We start from the raw sequence: 25,857 nt of genomic DNA on the forward strand, positions 1-25,857 counted from the left end.
AAAAAAGGATAGTGACAATGAACTCTACTGACCTCACCACAACTCGCTTTGTTCAAATCAACCAACTCGCTCAAGGTGCCACAGAGCTGATACTTAACCGTCCAGAAGTCCATAATGCCTTTAATGATGAAATGATTGCCGAACTACAGGCAGTATTTAACCAACTGGCCAGCGATAACAAAGTACGCACCCTCATTCTCAAAGCCAATGGTCGTCACTTCAGTGCTGGGGCTGATTTAGGCTGGATGCGCCGAATGGCCAATCACAGCTATCAGGACAACCTGCAGGATGCCAGTGAGTTAGCCAAAATGTTGCAAACCCTCAATGAATTTCCTAAGCCGACTATCGCAGTCGTCCAAGGCGCAGCCTATGGTGGTGCGGTCGGTTTAGTCGCTTGCTGCGATATGGTAATCGCCACCCCCAAAGCCCAGTTTTGCTTAAGTGAAGTTAAACTAGGATTGGTGCCTGCAGTCATTAGTCCTTATGTGATTCAAGCCATGGGAGCCCGGGCTGCCCGCCGTTATTTTTTAAGTGCTGAAACTATTGATGTCAAAACCGCTGAACAGCTAGGACTAGTCCACTTAATTGCTCAACCGGAAGAGCTGCCAGACATTATCGAGCGGCTTTGTCAGCGATACTCCAGTAATGGCCCGGAAGCAATGAAAGCGGCTAAGCAGCTAATTCATCAGGTAGTCAACATGCCAATGGGGCCAGCATTGACTGAGTACACCCAAAAACTGATCGCTGATATTCGGGCCTCAACAGAAGGCAAAGAAGGTCTGAGTGCCTTTTTAGAAAAACGCAAACCTGCTTGGCAGGAGGAAGGCCAGCATGTTTAAGCGAATCCTGATCGCCAACCGGGGAGAGATCGCCTGTCGGGTTATCCACACAGCTCACGCCATGGGCATCCAATGTGTGGCTGTTTATTCGGAAGCTGATCGCCATAGCCGCCATGTTCAGCTGGCTGACCAAGCTGTTTTCATTGGTCCCGCTCCCAGTCGGGATAGCTATTTGAACCAGCAGGCCATCCTCAATGCAGCCCTGCAAACAGGTGCAGAAGCAATTCACCCTGGCTACGGCTTTCTGGCTGAAAATGCGGAGTTTACTGCAGCCTGTGCGCAAGCAGGTATTCAATTTATTGGGCCGCCAGCTAATGCCATTCGCCTAATGGGCTCTAAGCAACAAGCCAAACAGCTAATGGAACAAGCTGGGGTACCAGTCATGCCAGGCTATCACCAGGCAGCACAGCAACAGGATATGTTACTGAAAGCCACCAAACAAATTGGCTTCCCAGTTCTGCTTAAAGCTGCTGCCGGAGGCGGTGGCAAAGGAATGCGAGTCATTACTACCGAAAAAGAGTTCGCCAGCGCTTACCAAAGCGCCAAACGGGAAGCTAAAGCCAGCTTTGGTGATGACACCTTGATCGTCGAAAAATACCTGGCTGAAGCTCGTCATGTGGAAATCCAGGTATTTTGTGACAGCCAAGGCAATGGAGTCTATCTGTTTGAGCGGGACTGCTCCATTCAGCGCCGCCACCAAAAGATCATTGAAGAAGCCCCAGCCCCTGGCTTAAGCCAGCTGCTTCGCCAACAAATGGGCCAAGCCGCGCTGGCTGCTGCTCAGGCAATTGACTACGTAGGTGCCGGTACGGTTGAGTTTTTACTCGCGCCTGATGGTCAGTTTTACTTTATGGAAATGAACACCCGACTCCAGGTAGAACACCCAGTAACTGAAATGATCACCAGCACTGACCTGGTTGCCTGGCAGCTAATGGTAGCCTGTGGGGAACCATTGCCTGTCACCCAAAATGAACTGGCAATTGATGGTCATGCCATTGAAGTCAGGCTATATGCTGAAGACCCACAAAATGACTTTTTACCAGCTACTGGCCCATTACTACACTTACAGTGGCCCAAACCACAATCCTATTTGCGGATCGAGCATGGCTTAACTCAGGGAGACGTTATCGGCGTTCACTATGACCCCATGTTGGCCAAACTGGTTACCTGGGGTGAAACTCGCCAGCAGGCTATCCAGAGGATGCAGCAAGCATTAACCCACACCACTCTGCTGGGGCTTACCCATAATCGCGCTTTTTTGTTAGCAGTATTGAATAGCACCTGGTTTGCAGAAGGTCAGTACCACACTCACCTGCTCAGCCAGCAACTGCCTGCTCTGCTTAAGTCTAACAACCAAAAACTTCAGCAAGCATTAGTGGTAGCCACTCTGTCCCAGTTAGTACCAGAGGAATACTCTCAAGCGCCTACAGGTTTTAGGAACCCTTGGTCCAGCCAACAGCCTTGGCGGTGTAATTACCAGCCAGAAACTACCATCCATTGGCTAACGGCTCAGCAGCCCATTTCAGTTCATGTGAAATGGCTGAGCGAGGATAAATGGGAATTAACTATTGTTGCTGAAAAGTACAATTGCCAGGCCAAGCGCCAACAACACCAGCTCACCGCTGAATTAAACCAACTGATGGTAAGTGCTACCGTTGAAAATACAGACAAGCAATGTTGGCTGCATATTGAGCAGCAGGATTGGTGTTTTGAGTTTCCTCCCAGGCTACTGAATCACCCAACTGCTGCTAGCCCCCATGACCAAGCATTAGTAGCCCCAATGCCAGGTTCGGTAGTATCAGTGCTGGTCACTACAGGTCAGCAAGTGGAGCAAGGGCAACCCCTGATGGTATTGGAAGCGATGAAAATGGAGCATACCATTCATGCCCCTTCTGCTGGATCAGTGGATGCCATTTACTTCAAAGTGGGTGATTTAGTGAGCGAAGGCACCGACTTGCTGGCTTTACATGTGGAAGAAGCCAGTCAATCGAAGGAGCCTGCCAATGTCTGAGCTGAAAGAGCGGATTCGTATCGTTGAGGTTGGCCCAAGAGACGGCCTACAGAATGAGCCAACCCCTATCCCAGTAGCCACTCGCATCGCTTTGATTGAAGATTTGGTAATGGCAGGTATTCGGCACATTGAATGCGGCAGCTTTGTTTCTCCCAAATGGGTGCCTCAGATGGCAAATACAGCTGAGGTATGTCAACAACTAAGTCGACAGTCTGATACCATTTACAGCGTCCTCACCCCCAATATGAAAGGTCTAGAGCAAGCCATTGAAGCTCAAGTCAATGAAGTTGCCGTGTTTGGGGCTGCCTCAGAAACTTTTTCTCAAAAAAACATCAATTGCACTATTGCTGAAAGCCTACAGCGTTTTGCTCCAGTGGTTACACAGGCCAAACAACAAGGGTTACGAGTGAGAGGCTATGTTTCCTGTGTGGTGGGCTGCCCTTATGAAGGGGATATTTCACCTGCGCAGGTGGCTCCAGTGGTGGAGCAGCTTCTGGATCTAGGATGTGATGAGATTTCCTTGGGAGATACTATCGGTATCGGCACCCCTTCAACGGTAAAGCCATTACTGAATTTAGTAATACCGATTACCGGAATTGGTAAACTAGCAGTGCACTTTCACAATACATATGGCCAGGCTTTGGTCAATATTTATCAAGCCCTGAACCAAGGAATCAGAATTGTGGATAGCGCTATCGCAGGCCTGGGAGGGTGTCCGTATGCGAAAGGCGCCAGTGGAAATGTCGCCACTGAGGATGTGACTTATCTGGTTGAGTCATTAGGCTTTGATACGGGCTTGAAACTTTCCAAACTAATTGACATTAGCCAGCAACTGTGTGATCAACTGGGCCGACCCAACCGGTCTCATGTAGCTCAAGCATTGAGTACTACCCTTCGAAAAAAATAACTTTGAGAAAATAAATATGAAGGATAACCCCATTTGGCTGCCCTCCGCCGAGCGTATCCAACAAGCAAGAATCACCCAGTTTCGTCAGCACATAGAGCAACAACAGCAATGTTCACTCCCTGATTACTCCGCTCTGTATCAATGGTCCATAAAACATCTTAGTGAGTTTTGGCAGTCCATTGCTGAATTTTGTCAGGTGAAATTCCATCACCCCCCTCAACAAACCTTAACCAACGGACCCTCAATGCAGGAAGCTAAGTGGTTTCAGGGCGCCACCCTTAACTATGCCGAACACCTCCTAAATCGGCGGGACAATCATCCAGCCATTATTAGTTATGATGAAACCAGACGCCGCCAACAACTCAGCTATGCAGAGCTGTTTAAGCAAGTAACCGCTGTAAGTTATCAGCTTAAAGCGATGGGCCTGAGCAAGGGAGATCGCGTAGCTGGGATGCTCCCCAACTGCCCTGAAACTATTATTGCCATGTTAGCAACTACCAGCCTGGGAGCCATCTGGTCATCTTGCTCACCTGACTTTGGTAGTCATGGGGTAGTAGATCGGTTTGGTCAGATTGAACCTAAAGTGTTTATTGCCTGTAGTGGTTACTACTACAACGGCAAGGTGATCGACTGCCGATCCAAATTAAAAGAAATTCAGCAACAACTACCTAGTGTTAAGCATCAAGTCATTGTCCAGTTCGTTGAGCAGCGATTAGATGTGAGTGAGTTTACGAATTACAGAGACTGGTCTGAATTCCTCCAAGCTCCACCTGACAGCTATCAATTAAGCTTTGAGCCCTGCGCCTTTGATGACCCACTTTTTATTATGTATTCATCAGGAACTACCGGAAAGCCTAAGTGTATTATCCATGGGATCGGCGGGACACTGCTCCAACACTTTAAAGAGCACCAGCTGCATACTGACCTAACGGATCAGGATGTGTTGTTTTATTTCACCACCTGTGGCTGGATGATGTGGAACTGGCTGGTCACTGGCTTAGCGTCTGGTGCCACTCTAGTGCTGTATGACGGCTCCCCCTTCCATCCCAAGCCTACACTGCTTTGGGATATAGCTGAAAAAGAGCATATTTCAGTCTTTGGGACGAGTGCTAAATACATTGCTGCCTTGGAGAAAGCAGAGGTAAAACCTGCTCACTCTCATCAACTGCCTGCTCTGAAAGCTATCTTATCGACAGGCTCACCCTTGAGCCATGAGAGCTTTGATTATGTATATAGAGATATCAAGCAAGATGTTTGTTTATCTTCAATCTCTGGCGGTACCGACATTATTTCCTGCTTTGCCTTAGGCAACCCCACACTACCCGTTTATCGCGGTCAGTTGCAGTGCCGTGGCTTAGGCATGGCAGTGGAGTTTTACAATGAAGCAGGCCAAATAATTATTGCTGAAAAAGGCGAAATGGTTTGCACCAAGCCTTTCCCTTCAATGCCTATTGGTTTTTGGCAAGACCCAGACGGTAGCAAATACCACAATGCCTATTTCAGCAAGTTTCCAGGCATTTGGTGCCATGGGGACTATGGAGAATTAACCGAACAAGACGGTGTTGTTATCCATGGCCGTGCTGATGCAGTACTAAACCCAGGTGGGGTAAGAATCGGCACTGCCGAAATTTACCGCCAAGTGGAGCAAGTGCCCGAAGTATTTGAAAGCATCGCTGTAGGTCAGCAATGGCAGGATGATGTGCGAGTGGTATTGTTTGTTAAACTCAAACCAGGTGTACACCTCACTGAACAGTTGATCACTACGATTAAAAAGACCATTCGCGAGCACACCACCCCTCGCCATGTACCAGCCAAAGTGTTAGAGGTGGCTGATATCCCCCGTACTATTAGCGGCAAAATAGTTGAGTTAGCGGTACGGAAGGTGATCCATAACGAAACCGTGGATAACACTGATGCTTTGGCTAATCCTGAAGCATTGGAGTATTTTCGAGATCGAAAAGAGTTATTGGAAGACTAACAAAAATCACTAAATTAGGGCTGGACGAACAATACAGAACCTTATGAGACTGCCGTAAAAAGGTGTTGAAAATAAAATTAGTGTTCGATATGGAGTGACAGGCTTTTCTTCGCTACAGAATACCTACCACTCCATATCCATTAGCTTTTGCGACAACCTAACAGTTCTTTTCTTACCTTTAGTTTTTATCTTGCACCAGCAAATAAGCTGAAAAAATTTTCCGTTGTTTGCTGAGCTAGTGCTTCAAACGACTCACCCCGTAACTCAGCCAAAAACTTCGCCACCTCAACTACATACTGCGGCTCATTAGACTTACCTCGATAAGGTACTGGAGCCAGATAAGGCGAATCTGTCTCTACTAATAAGCGATCTAGTGGCACTTGCTTGGCGACTTCATGGACATTGGTAGCCTTCTTAAAAGTTACAATCCCAGAAATTGAAATATAGAAGCCCAAATCCATGGCTTGCTTTGCCATATCCCAGTCTTCAGTAAAGCAATGTAAAACGCCACTTGCTTGCTCCGCCCCTTCTGAACGCAGAAGTGCTAGCGTGTCTGCTTTAGCTTGGCGAGTATGAATTACCAGCGGCTTGTTCAGCTGTTTCGCAACCGCTATATGGTCTGCAAACGATTTGAGCTGCTCGGCCTGCGTGTTTTGATCATAGTAATAATCCAGGCCAGTTTCTCCTATTGCTACAACCTTTTCTTGACTGGCATGACTGATTAGCTCCTCAGCAGATAATGAGCCTTCAGCCGCAGATAAAGGATGAACCCCTACACTGGCCCAAACATTGTCATATTGTAGCGCTATATCAACCACAGGATTGATATTGTCCTTATCCACAGCAATTGCCAAAAAGCCAGCAACCCCTCGACTACTCGCTTTCTGCAAAGCAGCTGATAAATCCCCTTGATAAGACGTCAAATCAATACGGTCTAAATGGCAGTGCGAGTCAATCAACATAACAGCAAACCTAAAAATACAGTGAAGATGATTCCAAACAGTTAAATTCGTAATTATTGGTATTACTAATTACCGTAAAATACGACTTAAAGTAATTTCTTAAGAAAAACAAAAAACCCGTGTAAAAACACGGGTTTAGCAAACATTCTTAACAGTAATATTTACATAGTATGGGTGGGTCTATCAGACTGTAGTGCACCAGCCAAGTAGGTTTCAATCTTGTTCCGAGCCATATCATCTTGGCCATTAAACTGAACACCAATGCCTGCAGCACGGTTGCCTTGAGCACCTTTTGGTGTCACCCAGACGACCTTACCTGCCACAGGAATCTTTTCTGGCTCATCCATCAAATTAAGCAGTAAGAACACTTCATCGCCTAATTGATAAGCCTTATTGGTTGGAATAAAAAGACCACCATTTCCCACAAAAGGCATATAAGCAGCATAAAGCACTGCCTTATCCTTTATGGTTAATGACAAGATTCCGTTTCGTGGACCAAACTTCGGAGGTTTCATGACAACAGCCTAACTGTATTCACTCTATCTAATATATTGTCAGATGAAGCCAGCCAATAAACAAGCTTTCTAACACTAATTGTTTATTTTGGTTAGCAGCACCTAACAACCGCTGGCGTTGTTCGATCAACCAAGCATAGTAGCCATATAATCGAGTTACACCTGCTTTGCTTGAAACATAATTCAACATTTTAAGCATATCGTGATTTTTGATGAATGTCTCATCTTTTGCCATCACCCACTTAATCATTTCTGCCAACCAGTCTACCAGCCAGTCAAACAGGCAAAGTAAATCCTCATTTTGCCACTCTTGAGCAGCGGCAACCGGAGTTTTCTGCCCTTTGGTAATAGTGGCCAGACAGGACTGCAAGGCTTGTCGCTGCTTTAGTCGCTGATTTTTGTGGAAGGTCAAAGCCGTTAAGGGTTGATAATGGGCTGCCACTAGCAGCTGATCTAAATCATTATCAGCTAATGACTGCTGTTGTAGCCAAGCTTTTGCCACTGATAGTGCAGGCAGTGGAAAGGCTAGCACCTGGCAACGGCTTTTAATAGTGGCCAGCAGTGCACTGGTACGCTCACTCAGTAGCAATAGGATGGTATTTCTCCCCGGCTCCTCAAGGCATTTCAACAGTGCATTACTAGCATTGATATTCATGGCATCAGCAGGGTCGATAATAATAACGCGATAGCCACCCTGTTGAGCCGTTTTTGCTACAAAATCAATGAGCTGCCTGATTTGATCGACTTTTATAGGCTTGCCAGAACCTTCAGGTACTATTTGCAATATATCTGGGTGTGAACTTGCGTTAAACAACAGGCATGACTTACATTGCTGGCAAGGTGAGGCGGTTTCTAGGTTTGGTTTTAAGCACAACAGAAGCTGGCCAAATAATTGTGCAAAATGCAATTTACCTACCCCTGGCATCCCATGCAGCAAATAAGCATGAGCCAGTTTTTGTTGCTGACGCTGTGCGATCAGCTGCTGCCACTGAGCTAGTTGCCAGGGTAATGGTTGCGGCTCAAAGGCTAACATATTGGCTTATAACCTTAGCTAATATCTGTTCCACTTGTTGCTTAACCTGCTCTAACGGCTGACTAGCATCAACTAGGTGAAACTGTTCAGGGTATTGCTCTGCTCTTTTTAGATATACCTGCCTAACTCGTTCAAAGAAATCAATAGTTTGGCTTTCTATACGGTCTAACTCGCCCCGCTTAGCTGCCCTCTGTAATGCATCTGCCACTGGCATATCCAACAGCAAAGTGACATGGGGTCGTAATGCACCTTGTACTAGCTGCTCCAATTGAGCAATCTGCTGAAAATCCACACCACGTCCACCGCCTTGATAGGCATAAGTAGCATCCGTAAACCGGTCACAGACCACCACCTTTTGCTCTGCTAAAGCAGGCTTAATCACCTGCTCGATATGCTGCGCACGAGCCGCAAACATCAATAACAACTCAGTAATATCAGCAACTGGCTCCTGCTGTGGTGTTAATAACAAGTCTCGAACCGCTTCAGCAAAAGGTGTTCCACCAGGCTCTCTGGTGGTTACTAGGGGTAAGTTTTCAGCCTGCAGCCAGGCTTGAATAAAAGCTATACAGGTAGACTTGCCTACCCCTTCAGAGCCCTCCACTGTAATGAACAGGCCTGATTTCAACTCTGACATGATATATCGCTTGAAATTTCGTTAGTTATTAACAGGTTGTGAACGATAGTTATTGTTACGACTTAACTGATATTTACGCACTGCCTGGTTATGCTCTGCCAAAGTCTTAGAAAAGTAATGACTACCATCCCCTTTAGCAACAAAGTATAGAGATTTCCCTGATGCAGGGTTTAACACAGCTTTGATAGCAGCTTTCCCTGGCAATGCAATGGGTGTAGGTGGTAAGCCGCTGATGGTATAGGTGTTATAAGGAGTGGGCTGGCGTAAATGTTTTCTAGTTAGATTACCCTGGTATTTATCCCCTAGCCCATAGATAACGGTAGGATCGGTTTGGAGTCGCATACCCTTTTCTAGCCGACGGGTAAATACCCCGGCTATTTGTGGCCTTTCGCCCGCTGCGCCTGTTTCTTTCTCCACAATTGAAGCCATGATTAGTGCCTCGTAAGGCGACTGATAAGGCAACCCTTCATCCCGTTTTTGCCACTCTTTTGACAACACATTATCCATCTTTTGGTAAGCCCGCCGCAGCAAGGCTTTATCATTCATACCCGCGGTAAAAAAGTAGGTATCCGGAAAAAACAACCCTTCAGCATGTTTGCTAGGCAACCCTAGCACTTCTAATAAATTGTTCCGGTCAACTGATACAGGTAGTGTGTGAGTAATTTGTGGGTGCTTGGCCAAGGCATCCAGCATTTGCTTAACACTCCAGCCTTCTACAAAAGTAACACTATATTGGCGCTGCTTGCCGTTAACCAAGGCTTCCAATAAGTTTTCATGGTTTGCGTTAGCTTGTAACTCGAACTCACCAGCCTTTAATTGCTGCGCTTTGCCTTTTGCTCGAATATAAAGTGCAAACAGCCAGTCATACTCAACCAGCCCTTGAGACTGTAACTGCTGGGTAATTTGCTTAACCGAAGAGCCACTGGCAATGGACAAGGTAGCTGACTGCTGATGTTTTAAAGGTTGTTTACCATATAAATCAACCCCATAGATCAATGTCCAAGTAGCGGCAAGTAGCCCAACTCCAATCAAAAAAAACAAAAAAGTCAGTGTTCTGAAAATAAACGTTCGCATGGCATTACTGCATTTATCAACGCCTGTAACTGCTGAGTCAGTTTTCCAACTGGCCAATTCCAGTGCCGGTAACCAGTTACCGGCCAAACCCCTATTACACTATTACAGACAAATACTTCTTTGGCCCTAGCAAGTGCTGCAACTTTATACTCACCTGGTTTAACTGTTAAACCAAGCTGTGCTGCTTGCTCCAACACAAACTGACGACAAACCCCAGCAACACCACTATAGGTTAATGCAGGGGTTTGCACTTCACTCTCGGCCACCCAAAAAATATTAGTCATTGTGCCTTCAACAATATGCTGGTTCAAATCCAGCATAAGCCCTTCTGCAAACTGGTTATCAGTCCACTCTTGTCTTGCTAATATTTGCTCAAGCCTATTAAGGTGCTTTAAACCCGCCAGCACTGGCTGCTGCCCTAAGCGGGTTTGGCAATCATAAAGTTTAATACCTTGCAGGAAATAGCTGACAGGATATTTTGGCAGCGGATACCAAAGCAGTAGCCGGTTGGGATGATTCGCTCCTGTAGAATTGTAACCGCGTCCACCAGAGCCACGGGTAACCATTAGCTTAACAATGCCATGACTGGCTATCTGACTAGTGATAAACGCCTTCAACTCTTGCTCAACTACGCCTGATTCAATGACGATAGATAGACATCGACAGCCTTTCAACAGACGCTCGAGGTGTTGCAGCCACCAAACAGGCTGATTATTTTCAACTCGAATGGTTTCAAATAAGCCATCACCGTAATGAAGCCCCCGATCTGTGGCTGGAAGCGTTGCTACAACTTCACCATTTAACCAGCAATGACCAGCCACCTATACCTCTTTACTGCTAACAAAAATGATCACACCCACTACCCTATAAGCTGACAGCTAAATGGCTCTATTTGTTAAACCTTGGCAAACACTAATGACGCATTAGTACCACCAAAGCCAAAAGAGTTCGATAATGCATAGTCTATAGAAATGGAGCGGGGCTCATGGGGTACATAATCAAGTGTGCACTCAGGGTCTGGGTTATCCAAATTAATGGTTGGTGGCGCAACTTGGTCACGAATAGCCAGAGCTGTAAATGCTGCTTCAATGGCTCCAGCAGCACCCAGCAAATGCCCTGTCATTGACTTGGTAGAACTCATGACTACTTGTTTGGCGCTATTTCCCATCAACCGGGTTACTGCTCTTGACTCAGCAATATCACCTGCAGGGGTCGAAGTACCATGGGCATTGATATAGTCAATTTGATCTGCCGTTAGCTTCGCATCTCTAACTGCATTCTCCATAGCTTTTAGTGCACCTCGACCATCTTCAGGGGGAGCAGTCACATGAAAAGCATCAGCGCTCATACCAAAGCCAACTAGCTCAGCATAAATAGTGGCACCACGACGCTTAGCATGCTCGTATTCTTCTAGTACAACTACTCCAGCACCATCACTAAGAACAAAACCATCACGGTCTTGATCCCAGGGGCGACTAGCTTTTTCTGGTGCATCATTACGTGTCGATAATGCTCTAGCTGCACTAAAACCGGCCATACCAATGGCAGCCGAGGCTTTTTCTGCACCACCCGCCACCATAATATCTGCTTCATCGAAAGCAATGTTGCGCGCGGCTAGGCCAATACAGTGTGTTCCCGTGGTACAAGCAGTGCTAACAGCATAGTTTGGGCCACGCAGATTAAACATCATGGACAATTGACCGCTGACCATGTTGACGATGGAGGCAGGCACAAAGAAAGGAGAAATACGCCTTGGCCCTGACTGGTTTAAAGTTTGTACATTTTGCTCAATGGTGGAGATACCCCCAATACCTGAGCCAATGACTGTTCCAACACGATCAGCATTTGCATCGGATACTTCAAAGCCAGCATCTTTGATTGCTTGAATAGCAGCAACCAATCCATACTGAATGAACATATCCATTTTTCGTGCTTGTTTAGCAGGCATGTATTCAGCAATATCTAAGTCTCTAATAATACCAGCAAACTTAGTGGGCAAGTTTGCTACATCCATAAAATCAATAGCGCTTATACCACTTTGACCAGATAGTATCTTTTGCCATGCTGTAGAAACAGAGTTTCCTAATGGAGTCACAAGTCCTAAACCAGTAATCACCACTCGTCTGCGAGACACTAATGCTCTCCCCAAAATAAATCGATAACAATATAACGAAGACCTAACATAATTAACCACACATGCTTTACTTCTTCGGTATTACAAACTGCTTAAATCAATGAAACGTTACTACTGTTCAGTGATACACTAGATAGAAATTAGTGAGACGTTGCAATTGTTTAATAATATTACACATCACATGACAGGCATATCTTAGTTTGTGTACCCGCCATTTTAGCCAGAAAAATAATTGGCTAACTTAATTAAACTTTTTCCGCAAACTCCCAAAATTAGCAAAGCCCCACCTGTTGTTTTCAGCAAACAGCATGCCTAGTTATCAGTTAATTACATCCGTTTTACTCTGACTGCATAAAAAGCTAGCCACTGTACTCGAAATTAAGCTCACAAAGAAAAAGCCGTTCAGGATATGAACGGCTTTTTCTTAAAACAAACAAGAAGCAAATAAAATTACTGATGATTAATAACGTAATCAATAGCTTCTTGAACAGTAGTAATTTTTTCAGCTTCTTCGTCAGGAATCTCGGTCTCAAACTCTTCTTCTAGCGCCATTACCAGCTCAACAGTGTCTAGAGAATCAGCGCCAAGATCGTCAACAAAAGATGCGCCATTTGTCACTTCTTCTTCTTTAACGCCCAATTGTTCGCAAACGATTTTTTTGACGCGTTCATCAATGGTACTCATACCTTGTTCTGCTCCTATCTAGTTATGCAGTCTCGCTGCAGAGGTAAGTGTATAAAAACGTTTGTGATGAAAGCAAGTTCACCACCCCCAAAAATTACCGGGTATTCTAGCAGTACTTTCAGGGAGTACAATGGGAATTATCAATTATCCCATGTACATGCCCCCATTTACATGGAGGGTCTCACCAGTAATGTAGCCTGCTGGCTCACTGGCAAGGAATTTAACAGCTGCCGCAATTTCCTCTGGCTGTCCCAGTCGCGCTAATGGAATTTGCCCTAATAACGTCTCTTTGTGTGCCTCTGGCAGCTCACGGGTCATATCAGTATCAATAAAGCCAGGCGCTACTGCATTTACTGTAATATTTCTTGCCCCTAATTCACGTGCCAATGACCGAGTAAAGCCCTCAAGTCCCGCCTTAGCCGCTGCATAATTGGTTTGCCCTGCATTGCCCATTGAGCCAACGACTGAGCTGACATTAATAATGCGCCCCCAACGGGCTTTTGTCATTGCTCTCAAGCAAGCTTTACTCACTCGATATAATGAAGTGAGGTTTGTATTGATAACGGATTCCCATTCGTCTGCTTTCATCCGCATCAAAATATTATCCCGGGTAATACCTGCATTATTTATCACGACTAACGGACTACCACCGAGTGTTTCAGCAATTGTCTTTATGCTTTGTTCAACAGAGGCATCGTCACCGACATCTAACACAAAACCTTGCCCTGAATTATTGACTTCTTTCAGGTAAGCCGTAATTGCTTCAGCTCCCCTTTCTGAAGTAGCTGTTCCAGCAACAGTGGCTCCTGCTTCAGCAAGTGCTTTGGCAATAGCTTGCCCAATACCTCGGCTTGCCCCTGTCACTAGGGCGATTTTTCCAGTTAAATCCATTGTTTCTCTCGATTATTAAATGCGTTTAACTAACTATTAACTTAATGTGCTAATTAACATTTAAAGCTGCAAGTGCTGCATCAAAGGCATCAGACTGCTCTAAAGAAGCTACAGCTAAGCGGCGATGAATACGCTTATTTAAACCAGACAACACTTTGCCAGGTCCACATTCATAAATAGCCTCAATACCCGCATTAACCATAGACTGCACAGTATCCACCCATAACACTGGACTATATAACTGCTTAACTAAGTTGCCCTGCAACTGCTCGACCGTCTCAGCTGCTGCTGCAGTAACATTCTGTAATACGGGAATTTTTGGCTGACTTAAATCAATTTCAGCTAGTGCTTCAGCTAACTGCTCTGCAGCAGGTTTCATCAGCAAGCAATGTGAAGGCACACTCACAGGCAATGAGATGACTTTTTTCGCCCCTTTTTCTTTGGCGACTGCCATCGCACGTTCTACCGCTTCATACTGTCCTGCAATCACAACCTGGCCCGGCGAGTTGTAGTTAACTGGCGCAACAATTTGTTGCTCAGCTGATTCTATGCAGACAGCAGCCACTGCTTCATCATCAAGTCCTATGACAGCCGCCATCGCTCCCTCACCTTCAGCTACCGCATCCTGCATCAACTGCCCCCTTAACCTGACCAGTTTGACAGCATCAACTAGTGACATTGCTTCAGCACAAACAAGTGCCGAGTATTCTCCCAAGCTATGTCCAGCCATTAACTCAGGCTTTAATGCAGTTTCAGATTGCCATAAACGCCATAAGGCAACGCTGGCAGTTAAAATTGCAGGCTGAGTGCGTTCTGTTTTATTTAACACTTCAGCCGGCCCTTGCTGTACGAGCTCCCACAGGTCATAACTCAATGCAGCTGAAGCCTCAGCAAATGTATCCTTAATCACTGACTGCTCAGCAGCAATTGCTGACAGCATACCCACTTGTTGCGAACCCTGTCCGGGAAAAGCAAAGGCAAATTGTGTCGTCATTTAAATTGCAACCCTCTGACTTATCAGTCAATAAAAAGCCGCCATTATAAGCGAAATATTAAAAAAAGTATCTGAGAAATTATTAATCTAAACAATGTGCCTTATTTAACAGTTTAACAACTGTTAAGCTTCATCCTAACCGCACCTTAACAAAACTACCCAGTCAGCACTTACAATAAACTGAAATACTATTAACAATGTACTGCATCTGCTTACTTTTTTTGCAACAGCCAAAACAAAAATTCAGTCAACTTCTAGCCAAGCCTCTAACGCTTCATTTAGCACCTGAGGTAATTTAAGCTGTGCTTGTTGATAGGCTTGCTCAATTGCCCAACTGAAGCCCAAGCTATCTGCATGACCATGGCTTTTTATCACTGTTCCCTGCAAACCTAGCAGACTCGCACCGTTATATATACGAGGATCAATTTGCTGATGCAGTTTATGAAAAATACGTTTCGTAAGCCAACGAGTCAGAGGATTTCGCAACCAAGAGCCGGCCATTTCCTGTATCGACGCTAAAATAAACTCTGCTAGCCCTTCACTGGTTTTTAATGCCACATTACCAACAAAACCATCACAAACGACTACTGATGTATGACCTTGAAACAGCTGATTACCTTCTACGTACCCCGTAAAGTTCAGCTTTGAATTACTTTCAATTAATTGCCTTGCGAGTCGAACCTGCTCGTTCCCCTTGATTGCCTCACTTCCTACATTCAATAAACCAACCGTAGGGGAACTTATGCCATGTAAGCATTCAACCAATAAAGCCGCCAATACCGCAAATTGATATAAATGCTCAGAGTGACAATCAACATTAGCACCTAAATCCAGCAGATAACTGACTCCTTGCTGAGTAGGAAGTCGACTCACAATAGCAGGCCGATCAATACCTGGCAGTGTTTTTAACACATATCGCCCGATTACCATCAAGGCACCGGTATTACCTGCACTCACACATGCCTCCGCCTGCCCTGACGCTACCAAATCAATCGCCTGACGCATGGATGCTTTTGGCTTGGCACGTAAAGCCCAGGTAGGCTTATCCGCCATCGTAATAACATCAGGTGCATGAACAATATCAAACTGGGATGAGCAATCAGGAAAGGTTTTTAATTGGTTTTGAATGAGGGCGCGATCACCCACCAATATCAATTGACAAGAACGTTTCGGTTGGAGGTTTAACCACTGAACAGCAGCAGCAATGGCACTGCGGGGACCCAGGTCCCCACCCATTACGTCAAGCGCAATGGTCGTCAACTGGGTCAAGGATTACTCGTCGTCTGTGCTAGCTACGACTTTACGACCACGGTAGAAGCCATCAGGTGACACGTGATGACGACGATGGGTTTCACCCGTAGTAGAATCCACAGTTAACGCAGCACCAGTCAAGCCATCGTGCGCACGACGCATACCACGCTTAGACCGAGTTTTACGGTTTTGCTGAACAGCCATGAAAAGCTCCTTAAGTCTTCGACTTTTTCAAGGAAGCCAACACAGCGAATGGGTTTTTGGGCTGCTCTGATATAGTAGAATCATCTACAGCATCAGGATCTAACCACTCCATTTGCGGCTGGCAAATTGGATCCTCGTGAGCAGGCACAATAGGTAAATTAAGAATTAACTCTTCATCTATCAGCCTAGCTAATGAAAGGTGTTCATCAGCAACCACGATAGGGTCCAGATAATCTGGTAATTGCTTACCAGACTCATCACTCCAGACGACTGCCAACAGCACTTCAACCGTTACTCCAAGTGTAACTGGCTCCAAGCACCGCTGACAGGTCATCTGTACTTGGGCAACTAACTGCCCAGATATCACAAAGTGACCTTCTGCATCTTGAGTAAAAGCTAAGTCAACCTCTACTTCCCCCTCAGGGTTAGTGAGATAGTTAGCTACCTGCTCAAGATCAGCAACAGGCCACCCCCCTTTTAAACTGACATGCTGTTTGGCAAGTTTACGGGGGTCAATTGTTTTGGGTAAATGACCTTCTAACATAAGCGCGCAATAATAGGCATAGTAATGCTAGCTGTCAAAGGGTTTATTGCTGATTCTGGTGTAAACGAACAACACGCATTATTATCTAGTGCCATTAAAGTTAAGCTGCTAACTATTAACACTGCAAATGACTGATTTTCAACTAATCCTAGCTTCTAGCTCCCCTTATCGGAAAGCCCTTTTAAACAAGCTTCAACTCCCATTTCGTTGTCATTCACCAGATATTGATGAGCAACCTCTAGTAGGTGAGCCACCTAGCCAACTGACTAAACGCTTAACCATTACAAAAGCAGCTGTAGTTGCTGAAAGCTATGAAAATACCAACCACTTAATTATCAGTTCTGATCAGGTGGCGAGCCTTAATGGCAAAATTTTAGATAAACCGGGTAACTTTCAAAATGCTCAACAACAGCTTAAAGCAAGCAGCGGCAATCGCGTTATTTTTTATACTGGGTTATGCATCTGGAACAGTGCTAATGGGCACCATCTGTATGAGGTTTCTCAAACCCAGGTACTTTTTAGAAAACTGACTGACCAAGCAATTGACCACTATTTACAAGCTGATCAACCATTTGACTGTGCAGGTAGCTTTAAATGTGAGTCACTAGGAATTGCACTATTTAGCAAACTAGAAACTGATGACCCAAATAGTCTGGTGGGATTGCCGCTGATTAAGCTAGTGAGTTTGCTGGAAGAGATGGGAGTAAAAGTATTATAAAAATTTTAGGAAGGCAAAATAGCCTTCCTAGAAAAAAGCTAGATTTAATTTATTGAAGTTTTATAGTGCTATTTACACCAAGTGACTGGCTAATACCTGCCCCAATACTAGCACCTAATTGTTTCGCAAAACGCTCAAATGGGTTTTCTTGCGGAGTAAAGTCAACAATTTCTTCAACACCAACTACCTCTCTGGCTACATAACTAGTACTACCAAGACCATCAATCAGTCCCAGTGATACAGCCTGTTCACCAGACCAAACTAAACCACTGAATAGCTTTGGATCATCTTTCAGGCGATCCCCCCTACCCTCTTTGACACTATTAATAAACTGCTGATGCGTAGTGTTAAGTACGTCTTGCCAAAACTCAGTTTCATCTTCTTTAGGAGGCAAGAATGGATCAAGAAAGCCTTTATGCTGACCGGCAGTATAAACCCGACGGGTTACACCTACTTTATCAATAGCCTCAACAAAACCAAAACCAGAAGCCACTACCCCAATCGAACCAACCAGACTGGCTTTATCCGCATAAATTTCATCTGTCGCAGAAGCAATATAATAAGCCCCCGACGCCCCTAAATCAGCAATAACAGCATACACTTTTTTATTTGGATGCAACTCACGCAGCCGCTTAATTTCATCATAAACATAACCAGATTGGACCGGGCTACCACCTGGACTATTAATACGCAGCACTACCGCTTTAGCCTTTTTATCTTTAAATGCAGCACGCAGCCCTGTAACAATATTGTCTGCACTGGCCTGCTCATCGGCGGCAATCACTCCGTTAACATTAATCACTGCGGTATATTCACCACCTTTTGCCGCTTTACTGATATTCATATTGGCAGCCATAGCGATGACATAAACCAGGAATAAAAATAAATAAAAAAAGGTTAACAACTTAAAGAAAATCCCCCAGCGACGGGAGCGGCGTTGCTCAACTAAAATTCCACCCACTAAATTTTCAATTAACGCCCATTGGCGATCTTTTTCAGGTGGTAGACCCAGTTTCTCTTCACTCATTCGTAATAGAACTCCATTTAATCTACTAGCCAGTTTACCAGTTCTTGAAATTGATCAACACACTTTACCGGTGAATGATCCATTAAACGTTGCTTAGTGTGAACCCCATAGGTCACTGCTACACGATCAATATTAGCGGCTGCCGCCATTGCCACATCATATTCTGAGTCTCCTACCATCAAGACCTGATCAGCGGCTAAATCAGTGGCAACCAAGATTTCTCTTAACATTAGCGGATTGGGCTTAGAGCAGGTTTCATCTGCACAACGAGTCACTTCAAACAAGTCATGCCATTTTCGCTGATCCAGCATTCTATCCAAACCACGGCGACTTTTCCCAGTAGCAACTGCTAATCGATAGCCTGCTTGTTTTAAAACACTCAGCCCTTGCTCAACGCCTGAATACAATGGTGCTGGCTTGGCTTCTGCCATTAAATAAGATTCTCGATATTGATTACGAAAATACTCATGGCTATCAGGATGCTCTGGATATAATCTCATGGTGGCTTCAGGCATACCAAGGCCAATAACATCCTGATAAGCAGCTTCAGTTAATACAGGCAGCTGACTTGCTTCTGCGGCTATTCTCAGGCTATGGACAATACGACTAATTGAATTAACCAGAGTACCATCCCAATCAAATACAATTAATGAATAGTGCTTAGCTTTTTCTTTTACACTTAATTCAGCTTGAAACAACAGCTTATCCATTACAACCTCTAAAAACTCTACCCATTGACTTTATAGCTGAGCAAGTGTCTGCTGTATCGACTCAGGCAACGGAGCTTCAATATTAAATAACGTTCCATCAGGCAGCTCGAAAATTAACTGGGCAGCATGTAAGCACAGCCGATTAAATCCTTTGCTTTTCAACTGACGATTAACTGCGAAGTCACCATATTTCTCATCCCCCACAATGGGATGCCCTGCATACTGTGTATGCACTCTAATTTGATGGGTCCTGCCTGTGATAGGCTTTGCTTGCACCAAGGTTAGCTCAGGATAATACTGTATTACTTCAAACTCAGTTAAAGCCTGTTTGCCCTCTGGGTCTACTTTTACAATCCGCTCACCTGCTCTTGGTTCATTTTTGCGCAAGGGGGCTGATATTTGCTTACGGCGTTTTGACCAGCGACCAAGCACTACTGCTTGATAAATCTTATCAATATGGCCTTCGCGAATAATCTCATGCAGATAGCGTAGCATGCTACGCCGCTTAGCAACGAGCAAACAGCCAGAGGTATCTCTATCCAAGCGGTGAACCAACTCTAAACTTTTAATGTTGGGACGTAGTTTTCTTAGTCCTTCAATCACGCCATAACTAATGCCACTCCCGCCATGTACTGCCAGCCCTGAGGGCTTATTCAGCACTAAAAACTGACTATCTTCATACAAAATCGACTGCTCTAAATCCTGCAAAACCTTTTGATGTGGCTGTGCTTTAGGCGTAGTTTGACTGACTCGAACCGGTGGGACTCGCACTATATCACCGGCAACTACTCGATATTCAGGCTTTACCCTTGCTTTATTTACTCGGACTTCGCCTTTGCGAATGATCCGATAAATTTTGCCTTTAGGAACACCTTTCAAGCGAGTTGTTAGCCAATTATCGAGCCGCTGACCAGCTTGCTCAGAATCAATCGTTAAATATTGGACGGTTTGGTTAGGGTTCACGTACGACTCTTGGATAGCTAAACCATATTGACGGCGCTAGTTTAGCATTTTTTGTATTAATTGAAGCACTTATAAATTACTGATATATTTGGCCCCTGCTATAATTAGGTCACTGGTTAAACGTTATGGCAATCACTCAAGATTTAAGACCATAGTAACCAGTTGCAGAAATCTGTTGCATGAGCTTATTACTTACTATTACATAACTAATAGTGTTAATACTGCAACCGATTGAAAGCATGTAAGTAATTGAAACTATTAAGATTAGGGCATGCACACCGAGTAATATCACCCTATATAAGGTGTGTATTATAAATGTGCTACTAATCAATAGACGCACCATATCAGATTCTGTGTACGTGTGGAGCCAGGTTGTCGTTAATAAGCAGACCAAATGGCTAGCAACTTCAACAATATTTAGTTGCGCATTGAGAAAAGCTCCGCACAGGTGATTAGCCCGATAAGTAAGGGTCGCTTGGTAAAAGCAGCAAAGCTAGGTCGTTACAACGTTACGCAAGTGTTAAATCGTAACCCTAAAGCTAACCTGACAACCAATCATAGAAGGAAAAGTGACAGCCAGCGGTATAGCGCCTACACAACAAAATGATAGGTGGTGCCTGACCTATTGAATTAGCTAGCATTTAATTAATAAACAGGTACTACAAAACTCTATGAAGAGAATGTTAATCAACGCAACTCAGCAGGAAGAGCTAAGAGTTGCCCTCGTTGATGGTCAGCGGTTATATGATTTAGATATTGAGTCTGGTTCTAGAGAACAAAAAAAAGCCAATATATACAAAGGAAAAATAACCCGTATTGAGCCAAGCTTAGAAGCAGCGTTTGTTGACTTTGGCGCTGAACGGCATGGTTTTCTTCCTCTCAAAGAAATTGCCAGAGAATACTTTGTTAACCCACCCCAAGGTCCTGGTCGCCTTAACATCAAAGATGTTGTGACCGAAGGCCAGGAGATTATTGTTCAGGTAGACAAAGAAGAACGTGGTAATAAAGGAGCTGCTTTAACTACCTTGGTAAGTTTGGCGGGTCGCTATTTAGTCCTCATGCCAAACAACCCTCGCGCCGGAGGTATTTCAAGACGGATTGAAGGGGATGAGCGCGCTGAGCTGAGAGAAGCCAAAAGCAAGCTGGAAATCCCAGCTGAGATGGGTGTCATTATCAGAACTGCAGGCTTGGGACGTACCCATGAGGAACTTCAATGGGACCTAAACTACTTGCTGAGAATCTGGCAGTCCATCAAAGAAGCCTCAGCAGAGCAACCGGCTCCCTTCTTAGTCTTTCAGGAAAGCAATGTCATCATTCGCGCTATCCGTGATTACCTGCGCCAGGATATTGGTGAAGTATTAATTGATGACCCGACTGTTCACCAAGAGGCTCTTAAGTTTGTTCAGCAAGTGATTCCGCAATACCAAAACCGGATTAAGCTATATGATGACAGCACGCCTCTATTTAATCGCTTCCAAATTGAAAGCCAAATTGAAACTGCCTTTCAACGGGAAGTGAAGCTACCTTCTGGTGGCTCGATTGTCATTGACCCCACTGAAGCGTTAGTATCGATTGATATTAACTCAGCTCGAGCAACCCGTGGCGGTGATATTGAAGAAACTGCTCTACAAACTAACTTGGAAGCCGCAGAGGAAATTACCCGTCAACTACGGTTAAGAGACATTGGTGGCTTGGTAGTTATCGATTTCATTGATATGGGGCCTATTCGCAATCAACGGGAAGTTGAAAATCGCATGCGCGAATTTCTTCAAGTCGATCGCGCTCGAGTGCAAGTCAGCCGGATTTCTCGCTTTGGTTTGATGGAAATGTCCCGTCAGCGACTCCGCCCATCTTTGGGTGAAACCAGCGGTGTAGTTTGCCCCCGCTGTAATGGCCAAGGCTCAATCCGTGATATCAGCTCACTGTCACTTTCAATACTCCGTGTGGTTGAAGAAGAAGCCCAAAAAGAACGTACCTCAGAGATTCGCACCCAGGTACCTATCACTATTGCTGCTTTCTTGCTCAATGAAAAACGCTCACTGATTACTGACATTGAGCAGCGGTATGACATTCGAGTTGTCGTTATTCCTAACCCTAACTTGGATACTCCTCACTTTGAGGTTCAACGTCTTAGAGAGGATCATGTACAAGCCCAAACGACAGAAAGCAGCTATGAAATCGTTAGCGATTTAGAGCCTGTCGAAGTGGAGTTTTCTACAGTTCGCAACACACCTAAGCCTGAGGCGGCGGTTAAAAACATTGAGCCGACTGAGCCAGCACCCGTGCCTGCGAAGCCTAGCCTATTTAAGTCTATCGTTAGCTCTTTATCAGGCATTTTCAGCTCTGAAGAAGCAGCCAAATCAGCACAACCACCAGTAAAAGAACAACGTAGCTATAATCAGCAGCGCCCCCAGCAACGCCAGCAGCAGCAAAAGCCTCGTTCAGAGCGCCCAGCTGCTCGCCGTAATCGCCCAGATTATGATAATAAACCAAGCCGAGGCCGCCAGGACTACGACAGCAAACCAAACCGCGATCGCGATAATAGCACAGACGCGACGGCTGATACTGGTTACAAAAAAGAGCGCCCCACCCGCCGGCAGCAATCCCCTCGCTATGATGAAAAAGTGCAGCCAGCTCCTCAAAGTCGTCACGAAGAAGCTGCTTCACAGTCAGTAGAAAGTGAAGCACCTAAACGCCGTCCTAGAAATGGTAACACTAATAAGCGTCGCAGCAATCGACCTTCACAACGAGGCCGAGACTTTGGTGAAACGACAACTCAAGCTGTTGAGGAAAAACAAGATGCTCAACCGGTAGTTGCCAGTGAGGCTAGTGAACCAGCTAAAGCTAAGGCCATTTCAACTGAAGCACCAACTATTGCTGATGTACAGCGACCTGTAAAATCAGAGGAAACTGCGGTAGCTTCTGCAACAACTGCTGCAGCAAAGCCAACGACTACTGAGCAGCAAACACAGCCAGAGGTTGTAGAGACAGCTGTTCAACAGCCAGAAAAATCAGCAGAGCAGCCAGCTTCCGCTTCCATAACCGAAGAAATCCAGTCTACTGATGCTGCAGACTCTAGAAGACGTCGCAGACGCCGTGCTTTAAACGACCCACGGGAGGCTCGTCGCCAACAGCAGGCTAAACAAGAAGCTGTAGCTCAAAAATCTGAGCCCTCTTCTCAAGAAGCAGTAAACGTTACATTTAAGCCAGAAACAGGAGATGCAGCAAATACAGCGCCAGCTAAAGCAGAGCAAACGTCTAGCGATGAACAAGAAGCACGTATTAACTTCACCACTTCTTTAGTTACTGAAATCAAGACACCTAGTGAAGATGAACCAAAGCCTGCCAAAAAAGAAGCAACGGCAGACAAAGGCACAAGCGGTGATGCTCAACAGCCGACAGTGAATTCTGAAGAAACAGGCTGAGATATTTGAGTAGCAAAAACTAAATCAGGAGGGCATGCCCTCCTGATTTTTTATCTCTGTCAAAAAATAATATAATTAGACATTTTACAGAAATATCAGTAAACCCTCGGCTCAATCTCAAGCTGAACCCCAAACTGCTCACTTACCTTTTTAGCAATCTGGCTTGCCAGCGCCATTACCTCACGACCTGTGCCATTTCCTTTATTGACGATCACCAGCGCCTGCTTTTCATGCACACCGATATCACCTTGATATAACCCTTTAAAGTCACATTGCTCAATTAACCAACCTGCAGCCAACTTAATTTGGTGGCTTCCTGCCTGGTAATGAGGCATTTCAGGATAAGCCTGATAGATAGCCTTAAATTGCTCCAAAGAAATAACTGGGTTTTTAAAAAAGCTTCCTGCATTACCTAAAACAGAGGGGTCTGGTAACTTGCTTGCACGAATATGGCAAACCGTATCACTGACTTGTTGTGGGGTAACTGATTTTCCATCCAATAACTGCTTTAGGGGTTGATAATGAAGCTTTGGCTGAAATTTAGCGCTTAACTTAAAAGCAACTTTAGCAATGATCCAAGGGGAACTTGGCTGTTTAAAAATACTATCTCGATAGTCAAACTGGCACTCATCAACAGAAAACTGCTTAATTTGCTCGGTTTCCCTATTAAATGCCCACAGTTTATCCATCACTTCCTTCAACTCAACACCATATGCGCCGATATTTTGAATCGGTGCTGCTCCCACCGTGCCCGGGATCAATGACAGATTTTCCAGTCCAGAAAGCCCTTGCTGCAAGGTCCAGCAAACAAACTGGTGCCAGTTTTCGCCAGCACCAGCCTCAACTATCACCTTACCACCCTGGTTGTTACCTATTTGCTTGCCTAAAATTGCTATTTTGGCGATTAACCCTTCGAAGGGTTGAGTAAACACCACATTGCTGCCTCCTCCCAAAGGAAGAAGGTTCAGCTGATGCGTTTTTGCATACCGGCAAGCTTCTACTAGTTCATTAAGAGAGCGTACTTCAGTCCAATATTCTGTAGTCGCAGGACAGCCCAACGTATGATGAGACTGCAAAGCGACCTGACGCTTTACTGACAAGGTCATTACAACTGATATTCCTGCCTGATTTGCTGCAACAACCCTTGTGCAGCCACTTCCACTAAATCCAGCACCTGAGCAAAACCATCTGTTCCGCCATAATAGGGGTCTGGTACTTCCTGAGTATGAGGCTGTAGCTGAGCAAAGCTCATAAACAGCTTGAGCTTTCTATGGTGATTAACCGGTGCTAACTGCTTCAACGCAGTTAGGTTACTTTTATCCATTGCCAGAATATAGTCGAAGGTTTCAAGATCATCTAAGCTCACCTGCTGAGCACTGATCCCACTCAGATTATAGCCCCGCTGCTTTGCTGCCTGCTGAGCCCGCCGGTCAGGTGGTTCGCCAATATGGTAAGCAGACGTTCCAGAAGAAGCTACCTGGATATGCGCTGCTAATCCTGCCGTCTCTACCATCTGTTGAAATACACCATGAGCCGTTGGAGAACGACAGATATTGCCCAGACAAACAAACATCACACTAACCATGACTTGAGCTTCCCTCCACCCATTGCCGTACCTTAGCCAAATCCTCTTCAGTATCAACTCCTGGAGGAGGCACCACTTCCGCCTGAGCAACGGCTATTTTGATGCCCTGCCATAAAGCTCGTAATTGCTCTAAGCATTCCAGCTGCTCAGTAGGTGCTACAGGCCAGTTAACATAGCGATGCAGCAACCCAGCCCGATAACCATAAATACCAATGTGCCGATAAAATGGTCCAACAGGTAGTTTTTTAGGCAGTTCGGATAGGCTAAAGTGCTCTCGTCCCCAAGGTATGGGGGCACGGCTGAAGTAACTGGCTTCTCCGTGTGCATTTAATACCACTTTTACAACATTCGGATTGAACAAGTCATCAACTTCAGTAATCTGATCCACCAATGTTGCCATTTCGCACTCAAGTTGTGAGCCAAGCAAGCTAGCCACCTGATTGATCACCACTGGCGGAATTAACGGCTCATCCCCTTGAATATTAACCACCACCTCATCATCAGTCAGGGCCAGTTTTCTAGCCACCTCTTCGACTCGATCAGTGCCTGAGGGGTGGTTATCCGCTGTTAAGCAAACCTCACCACCAAAACCGTTAACAATATCCGCAATCCCCTGGTGATCAGTAGCAACCACCACTCGAGTGGCTTGGCTTTGTAGTGCTTGTTGGTAAACATGCTGAATCATTGGCTTTTCGCCAATACGCAATAAAGGTTTACCAGGTAACCGCGTTGATGCATAGCGAGCAGGGATAACAACCGTAAATGTCATAAGAG

Annotated in this window: 25 protein-coding genes; 6 read left to right on the forward strand and 19 right to left on the reverse strand. The window is 45.2% G+C overall.

Annotated features, from left to right (window positions below; translation table 11 throughout):
• The first annotated feature begins 17 nt into the window (after positions 1-17).
• From G4Y78_RS15545 to G4Y78_RS15560, 4 genes are read left to right on the forward strand one after another with little or no spacing between them, the layout of a single operon-like run.
• Positions 18-839, forward strand: a complete 822-nt coding sequence (locus G4Y78_RS15545) for an enoyl-CoA hydratase/isomerase family protein (protein ID WP_163833895.1) — start codon at positions 18-20, stop codon at positions 837-839.
• Complete coding sequence (locus G4Y78_RS15550) at positions 832-2,850, forward strand: acetyl/propionyl/methylcrotonyl-CoA carboxylase subunit alpha (RefSeq protein WP_163833896.1); 2,019 nt, start codon at positions 832-834, stop codon at positions 2,848-2,850. The genes G4Y78_RS15545 and G4Y78_RS15550 overlap by 8 nt, the downstream gene beginning before the upstream one ends.
• Positions 2,843-3,757 carry a hydroxymethylglutaryl-CoA lyase gene (locus G4Y78_RS15555; RefSeq protein WP_163833897.1) on the forward strand — a complete coding sequence of 305 codons (915 nt, stop codon included), beginning with the start codon at positions 2,843-2,845 and terminating at the stop codon, positions 3,755-3,757. The genes G4Y78_RS15550 and G4Y78_RS15555 overlap by 8 nt, the downstream gene beginning before the upstream one ends.
• A gap of 16 nt (positions 3,758-3,773) precedes the next feature.
• A complete protein-coding gene (locus tag G4Y78_RS15560) occupies positions 3,774-5,735 on the forward strand; it encodes an acetoacetate--CoA ligase (protein WP_163833898.1) in 1,962 nt (653 codons plus the stop codon).
• A gap of 185 nt (positions 5,736-5,920) precedes the next feature.
• Here the strand turns inward: G4Y78_RS15560 and G4Y78_RS15565 are convergent, their stop codons facing one another.
• The 13 genes from G4Y78_RS15565 to G4Y78_RS15625 form a co-directional block, all read right to left on the reverse strand.
• Positions 5,921-6,697, reverse strand: a complete 777-nt coding sequence (locus tag G4Y78_RS15565; protein WP_163833899.1) for a TatD family hydrolase — start codon at positions 6,695-6,697, stop codon at positions 5,921-5,923.
• A 161-nt stretch (positions 6,698-6,858) separates the two neighbouring features.
• Positions 6,859-7,212, reverse strand: coding sequence for a PilZ domain-containing protein (locus G4Y78_RS15570; protein ID WP_163833900.1), 354 nt, complete (start codon positions 7,210-7,212; stop codon positions 6,859-6,861).
• A gap of 28 nt (positions 7,213-7,240) precedes the next feature.
• The gene (locus tag G4Y78_RS15575) at positions 7,241-8,245 is read right to left on the reverse strand and encodes a DNA polymerase III subunit delta' (RefSeq protein ID WP_163833901.1); all 1,005 of its coding nucleotides are present in this window, start codon (positions 8,243-8,245) and stop codon (positions 7,241-7,243) included.
• Positions 8,232-8,879, reverse strand: coding sequence for a dTMP kinase (gene tmk, locus G4Y78_RS15580; protein WP_163833902.1), 648 nt, complete (start codon positions 8,877-8,879; stop codon positions 8,232-8,234). The genes G4Y78_RS15575 and tmk overlap by 14 nt, the downstream gene beginning before the upstream one ends.
• Before the next feature lie 21 nt (positions 8,880-8,900).
• On the reverse strand, positions 8,901-9,953 hold the full coding sequence (gene mltG, locus G4Y78_RS15585; RefSeq protein ID WP_163833903.1) for an endolytic transglycosylase MltG: 1,053 nt from the start codon (positions 9,951-9,953) through the stop codon (positions 8,901-8,903).
• Positions 9,926-10,774, reverse strand: a complete 849-nt coding sequence (gene pabC, locus G4Y78_RS15590) for an aminodeoxychorismate lyase (RefSeq protein ID WP_163833904.1) — start codon at positions 10,772-10,774, stop codon at positions 9,926-9,928. Before pabC ends, mltG begins: the two co-directional genes overlap by 28 nt.
• A 74-nt stretch (positions 10,775-10,848) precedes the next feature.
• A complete protein-coding gene (fabF, locus tag G4Y78_RS15595) occupies positions 10,849-12,087 on the reverse strand; it encodes a beta-ketoacyl-ACP synthase II (protein ID WP_163833905.1) in 1,239 nt (412 codons plus the stop codon).
• 450 nt (positions 12,088-12,537) lie between these two features.
• The gene (gene acpP, locus G4Y78_RS15600; protein ID WP_163833906.1) at positions 12,538-12,771 is read right to left on the reverse strand and encodes an acyl carrier protein; all 234 of its coding nucleotides are present in this window, start codon (positions 12,769-12,771) and stop codon (positions 12,538-12,540) included.
• 144 nt (positions 12,772-12,915) lie between these two features.
• On the reverse strand, positions 12,916-13,662 hold the full coding sequence (gene fabG, locus G4Y78_RS15605) for a 3-oxoacyl-ACP reductase FabG (protein WP_163833907.1): 747 nt from the start codon (positions 13,660-13,662) through the stop codon (positions 12,916-12,918).
• A 49-nt stretch (positions 13,663-13,711) separates the two neighbouring features.
• On the reverse strand, positions 13,712-14,656 hold the full coding sequence (fabD, locus tag G4Y78_RS15610) for an ACP S-malonyltransferase (protein ID WP_163833908.1): 945 nt from the start codon (positions 14,654-14,656) through the stop codon (positions 13,712-13,714).
• 243 nt (positions 14,657-14,899) lie between these two features.
• Positions 14,900-15,925 carry a phosphate acyltransferase PlsX gene (plsX, locus tag G4Y78_RS15615; protein WP_163833909.1) on the reverse strand — a complete coding sequence of 342 codons (1,026 nt, stop codon included), beginning with the start codon at positions 15,923-15,925 and terminating at the stop codon, positions 14,900-14,902.
• A 3-nt stretch (positions 15,926-15,928) separates the two neighbouring features.
• Positions 15,929-16,111 (reverse strand): 50S ribosomal protein L32, encoded by a 183-nt coding sequence (rpmF, locus tag G4Y78_RS15620; RefSeq protein WP_163833910.1) that lies wholly within the window; start codon positions 16,109-16,111, stop codon positions 15,929-15,931.
• A gap of 10 nt (positions 16,112-16,121) precedes the next feature.
• A complete protein-coding gene (locus G4Y78_RS15625) occupies positions 16,122-16,655 on the reverse strand; it encodes a YceD family protein (protein WP_163833911.1) in 534 nt (177 codons plus the stop codon).
• A 127-nt stretch (positions 16,656-16,782) separates the two neighbouring features.
• On the opposite strand from G4Y78_RS15625, the gene G4Y78_RS15630 reads away from it, so the two are divergent.
• A complete protein-coding gene (locus tag G4Y78_RS15630) occupies positions 16,783-17,373 on the forward strand; it encodes a Maf family protein (protein WP_163833912.1) in 591 nt (196 codons plus the stop codon).
• Positions 17,374-17,422: 49 nt separating this feature from the next.
• Here G4Y78_RS15630 and sppA read toward each other — a convergent pair whose 3' ends face one another.
• The 3 genes from sppA to rluC are packed head-to-tail and all read right to left on the reverse strand — an operon-like array spanning position 17,423 to position 20,073.
• The gene (gene sppA / locus G4Y78_RS15635; RefSeq protein ID WP_163833913.1) at positions 17,423-18,400 is read right to left on the reverse strand and encodes a signal peptide peptidase SppA; all 978 of its coding nucleotides are present in this window, start codon (positions 18,398-18,400) and stop codon (positions 17,423-17,425) included.
• A gap of 17 nt (positions 18,401-18,417) precedes the next feature.
• Entirely contained in the window at positions 18,418-19,110 is a 693-nt protein-coding gene (locus tag G4Y78_RS15640; protein WP_163833914.1) for an HAD-IA family hydrolase, read from the reverse strand.
• Between the two features lie 30 nt (positions 19,111-19,140).
• A complete protein-coding gene (rluC, locus tag G4Y78_RS15645; RefSeq protein WP_163833915.1) occupies positions 19,141-20,073 on the reverse strand; it encodes a 23S rRNA pseudouridine(955/2504/2580) synthase RluC in 933 nt (310 codons plus the stop codon).
• A gap of 671 nt (positions 20,074-20,744) precedes the next feature.
• Here rluC and rne point away from each other — a divergent pair.
• Entirely contained in the window at positions 20,745-23,498 is a 2,754-nt protein-coding gene (rne, locus tag G4Y78_RS15650; protein WP_163833916.1) for a ribonuclease E, read from the forward strand.
• Positions 23,499-23,593: 95 nt separating this feature from the next.
• Here rne and murB read toward each other — a convergent pair whose 3' ends face one another.
• From murB to kdsB, 3 genes are read right to left on the reverse strand one after another with little or no spacing between them, the layout of a single operon-like run.
• Positions 23,594-24,604 (reverse strand): UDP-N-acetylmuramate dehydrogenase, encoded by a 1,011-nt coding sequence (gene murB / locus G4Y78_RS15655; protein ID WP_163833917.1) that lies wholly within the window; start codon positions 24,602-24,604, stop codon positions 23,594-23,596.
• On the reverse strand, positions 24,604-25,083 hold the full coding sequence (locus G4Y78_RS15660; protein ID WP_163833918.1) for a low molecular weight protein-tyrosine-phosphatase: 480 nt from the start codon (positions 25,081-25,083) through the stop codon (positions 24,604-24,606). Before G4Y78_RS15660 ends, murB begins: the two co-directional genes overlap by 1 nt.
• On the reverse strand, positions 25,076-25,852 hold the full coding sequence (kdsB, locus tag G4Y78_RS15665) for a 3-deoxy-manno-octulosonate cytidylyltransferase (RefSeq protein ID WP_163833919.1): 777 nt from the start codon (positions 25,850-25,852) through the stop codon (positions 25,076-25,078). Before kdsB ends, G4Y78_RS15660 begins: the two co-directional genes overlap by 8 nt.
• Positions 25,853-25,857: the final 5 nt, after the last annotated feature.

It is taken from the genome of Spartinivicinus ruber (assembly GCF_011009015.1).
Taxonomy (GTDB): Bacteria; Pseudomonadota; Gammaproteobacteria; order Pseudomonadales; family Zooshikellaceae; genus Spartinivicinus; species Spartinivicinus ruber.